This window comes from Type-D symbiont of Plautia stali, assembly GCF_001485335.1.
GTDB classification, from domain to species: domain Bacteria; phylum Pseudomonadota; class Gammaproteobacteria; order Enterobacterales; family Enterobacteriaceae; genus Pantoea; species Pantoea vagans_C.
This window is the reverse complement of record NZ_BBOC01000160.1, coordinates 1-4,266: the sequence shown is the minus strand read 5'-3', so window position 1 is coordinate 4,266 and position 4,266 is coordinate 1. Positions and strand designations below refer to the sequence as shown.

4 protein-coding genes are annotated in these 4,266 nt (G+C 57.1%); 2 read left to right on the top strand and 2 right to left on the bottom strand.

The window, feature by feature from the left end; genetic code table 11:
• Window positions 1–101: 101 nt before the first annotated feature.
• Window positions 102–1,466 (bottom strand): ethanolamine permease, encoded by a 1,365-nt coding sequence (eat, locus tag PSSD_RS25540; RefSeq protein WP_058974189.1) that lies wholly within the window; start codon window positions 1,464–1,466, stop codon window positions 102–104.
• A 270-nt stretch (window positions 1,467–1,736) separates the two neighbouring features.
• Between eat and PSSD_RS25535 the strand changes: the two genes are divergently transcribed.
• A complete protein-coding gene (locus tag PSSD_RS25535) occupies window positions 1,737–2,741 on the top strand; it encodes a phosphotransferase enzyme family protein (protein WP_058974188.1) in 1,005 nt (334 codons plus the stop codon).
• Between the two features lie 163 nt (window positions 2,742–2,904).
• A complete protein-coding gene (gene qhpR / locus PSSD_RS25530) occupies window positions 2,905–3,966 on the top strand; it encodes an AraC-like transcriptional regulator QhpR (protein WP_039334308.1) in 1,062 nt (353 codons plus the stop codon).
• On the opposite strand, the gene PSSD_RS25525 is transcribed toward qhpR, so the two are convergent.
• Window positions 3,926–4,246: a cell envelope integrity TolA C-terminal domain-containing protein gene (locus tag PSSD_RS25525; protein ID WP_064511487.1), complete on the bottom strand. Its 321-nt coding sequence runs from the start codon at window positions 4,244–4,246 to the stop codon at window positions 3,926–3,928. The two genes, qhpR and PSSD_RS25525, sit on opposite strands and share 41 nt — an antisense overlap.
• Between the last annotated feature and the right edge of the window lie 20 nt (window positions 4,247–4,266).

Here is a 4,266-nt window from a genome sequence, read left to right as displayed (position 1 = left end):
CTCGCACGGCAGAAGGCTGCCAAGGGTAAATGACCGAGGTGAACGGTGCTGGATAAATCCCCTCTCCCGCTTGTGGGAGAGGGTTAGGGTGAGGGAGAAAGTTACTCTCCCATCAACATGGCATCCTGCGGTGCGTTCTCACGCTGGGTCTTCGTGGCCAGGAAGTAAAGATATCCCACTACCATAATCGCCACGAACAGCCCGCCGATCACCGGGTTGAACCACAGCATGGCAATCAAACACACCAGTGACAGCACCAGCGCGATACCTGGGATAATGGGATAACCCGGCGCTCGGAAGCTACGTTCCATATCCGGTGCCGTGCGACGCAGCTTAAACAGGCTCAGCATGCTCATCAGGTACATCACGATGGCCCCGAACACCGCCATGGTGATCATCGCAGCAGTCAGTGTCATTCCCTGCAGGTTAATCAGCCCATCACTGTAGATCGCCGCGATGCCAATCACGCCACCCGCAATAATCGCGCGGTGCGGTGTCTGGAAACGTGACAACTTCGCCAGACCTGACGGCAGATAGCCGGCGCGAGCCAGAGCAAAGAACTGGCGTGAATAACCAAGAATAATGCCGTGGAAGCTGGCGACCAGACCAAACAAACCAATCCACACCAGCATGTGCATCCAGTTTGAGTGCTCGCCCACGATCATCTTCATCGCCTGCGGCAGCGGATCATTGATATCCGACAGTTTGCGCCAGTCGCCAGCGCCACCGGCCAGCAGCATCACACCAATCGCCAGGACCACCAGCGTCAAAATCCCGGTGATGTAGGCTTTTGGAATGGTGCGTTTCGGATCTTTCGCCTCTTCAGCGGCCATGGCAGCCCCTTCAATGGCGAGGAAGAACCAGATGGCAAACGGGATCGCGGCGAAGATGCCGGAAAGTGCGGGCATACCGAAATGATCGCTGCCTGCCCAGCCATTGGCGGCAAAGTTCGCGATACTAAAGCCCGGCGAGACCACGCCCATAAACACCAGCAGTTCGAGCACCGCCAGTACCGTGACCACCAGCTCAAACATCGCGGCCAGCTTCACTCCGAGGATATTCAGCGTCATAAACACCAGATAGGCTCCGACTGCCGCCGTTTTCGGGTTTAGGTCGGGATACTGCACATTGAGATACGCACCGATGGCCATGGCGATGGCCGGTGGGGCAAACACGAATTCAATTAACGTGGCCAGGCCGGCAATCAGGCCGCCGGTTTCACCAAAGGCGCGACGGCTATAAGCAAACGGACCACCGGCATGCGGGATAGCAGTGGTCAGCTCGGTAAAGCTGAAAATGAAGCAGGTGTACATGGTGGCAATCAGCGCGGTGGTGATCAGAAACCCCAGCGTGCCCGCCACGCCCCAGCCATAACTCCAGCCAAAATACTCCCCGGAAATTACCAGACCAACCGCGATACCCCACAAATGCAGAGTGCCCAGCGTGGGTTTGAGCTTACTCGTCATAATCGTCTCCCCGTCGTGATTGTTATGCGGCGGCTGCACCGCGCTGTTTTGTTCTATGCACTACAGTGAATGGATAATGCCGCTGCCGGTGGCGGGAAAACTTGACGCGAGCGCAGTGAGTTTTGTCATCCACTGTCAACTTACAGGCAAAAAAAGTGCCAGATGCACGCTGCGGTCAACTTTGGGTTGTCTGCGGTCAAGCAGCCAGGACGAGGTCATCCCATGCTGATAACACTTGCTACCCTTGAGATTGATGCTGGAGATTGATGAATGAGCGCCGAACAAGCCGATACCCTTACTGACGTAGAAATCACCGTGCTGGCGCAGCAGGCGCTGGCCTGTTATCCCGCGCCATTGCAGGGCGAGTTGAAACTCCTGTGCCGTTCCGAAAACGCCACTTTCCTGCTGTTGGCGGGCGGCCAACGCTACGCGCTGCGTCTGCATCGTCCTAACTATCACAGCAAAGCCGATATTCAGAGTGAGTTACTGTGGCTGGATGCGCTGCGTGATATTGGCATCATGGTACCGCAGGCCATTCCCGCCAAAGATGGCGAAACCGTGCTGTCGCTGAGCATGGCGGGAGGTGGCGTGCGTCATGCGGTGCTGTTCCACTGGATCGAAGGTGACATGCCGACCACCGATGTCGATCCCAAGGCGTTTCAGCAACTGGGGCACATCACTGCACGCTTGCATCAACACAGCCGCAACTGGCAGAAACCTGCCGGTTTTCAGCGCATCATCTGGGATCATCACACCATGGTGAGCGATCACAGCCATTGGGGGCGCTGGCAGGATGCGCCTAACCTCAATCCAGCCGATCACGGCATCGTGGCGGAAGCGGTGGCACGTGTCGGGCAAGAGCTGCAAACCTTCGGCAAAGGCACCGATCGCTATGGCCTGATCCACGCCGATCTTCGTCTCACCAACCTGTTGTTGCACAAGGGCGAAACCCGAGTGATCGATTTTGATGACTGCGGCATGGGTTGGTATCTGCACGATCTGGCGGCGGCGATCAGCTTTGTCGAGCATCATCCACGTGCCGCTGAATGGGTTGATAACTGGATCCAGGGTTACGAGCGCGTCGCGCACATTAGCGATGAGGAGATGGCGCTGGTGCCGACGTTGCTGATTCAGCGCCGTATTCAAATGACCGCGTGGATGGGCACGCACGCGGAGACGGAGATGGCGCAGAGTCTTGGGCCGCGCTGGGCCGATCACTCTGTGCGTCTGTGTCGCCGCTATCTGGAAACTAATCAGCTGCCGGTTGGGGTGTAATTGCACCACGAATGATCAGTTATGCATCGTAGCGGCGCAATGTATTGCGCGATAAATCGCGCCGCTACAACCTCGTGTCGAATTATTATCATTTTCCACGCCTGGTACGAAAATTGCTGGATCCCTCCCTATGTTCCACTCGCGCGTTCCTTGTGAGGTTCCCATGCAATCACTGATAACCCCTTCTGAAGCATTGAGCACGCTCTCGGCTCAGGCCAACAATCGCGGCGTGCTGGCGGCTGCGGCGACAGGTTTGAGCACTTTTATCACTGACAAGGGCGGTGATGTCGATCGGATCTTTGGCATCAGCGGGATTGATTCCGAACTGCTGGCGAGTCCCACGCTCAGCCTGGGATTGGTCAACTACTGCCGTGTGATGGAAGAGGCGGCGCGTCACTCAGGTTTTGATAACTTCGGTTTGCACTACGGCAGGCAGTTCAAACCGCAGTCATTAGGTCTGATTGGCTACATCGGGCTGTGTTCACCCACGCTTGAACAGGCGTTGCATAATGTGGTGAACGCCTTTCCGTGGCATCAGCACGATACCCTGACGCGACTGGTGGATAAAGGCGACTGCTGGCGACTGGATTATCAGGTGCGGCATGGCGCGATCCTTTCACGCCGCCAGGATGCCGAACTGACGCTGGGCATGTTCCTCAATCTGATCCGCCACGTTGCTGGGAAAAACTGGGCACCGCGCGAAGTGCATTTCGAGCACCCGCGCCCTGAACAGTGGCATGAGCACTGCAAAGTGTTTGATGCACCGGTGTGGTTCGATCAACCTTTTAATTCGCTGCTGATCCCCAAACGTGACCTGCTGCGAACCATGCCGGAACAGGACCCGATGCTGTTGATGGTGATGCAGGATGCGATCCGACGACTGAACAGCAATGCATCCGTTCAGAGTGTGGTGGAACAGGCGCGCTCACAGGTGAATTTGTCGCTGATGCAGGGCGAACCCGTATTGGAAGAGATCGCGGAGAAAATGGGCTTGTCGAGCTGGTCACTACAACGGCGACTGCGTGAAGAGGGCATCAGTTTCACCGCGCTGGTGGACAAAGTGCGCTGCGAGATGGCGACGCACTATTTGCAGCAGAAGCAGCTACCGATTTCCGAAATGGCGCTGTTGTTGGGCTATTCCGAAGTCAGCGCCTTTTCCCGCGCCTTCCGCCGTTGGTTCGGCATCAGCCCGCGCCAATGGCGGCAGGATGGGCTGGCGAGCTAGCTTTGCGCGGTGCAAAACCGAACCACGCCGGTTGCGTCCGATCTGGCGGGGGCGGTAAACCTTTCGACTGACCAATCAACTGCCAGGCGCGCAGGCACAGGGTTTCGTCACCTTGTGTTTGCGTCACCGCATAACGTCCGCTGTTTTGCCACTCCAACTGCACCAGACATTGTTGACCCGCGTAACGTGCAGCGTCCTGAAACTGCCGATTAAGACGATGCTGCATCTCATCAGCCCATTTGCAGGATGCACTGCCGGGTTGAGTTTGCGGCTGGCACAGGTTAGCGACAGGGGCGGGGG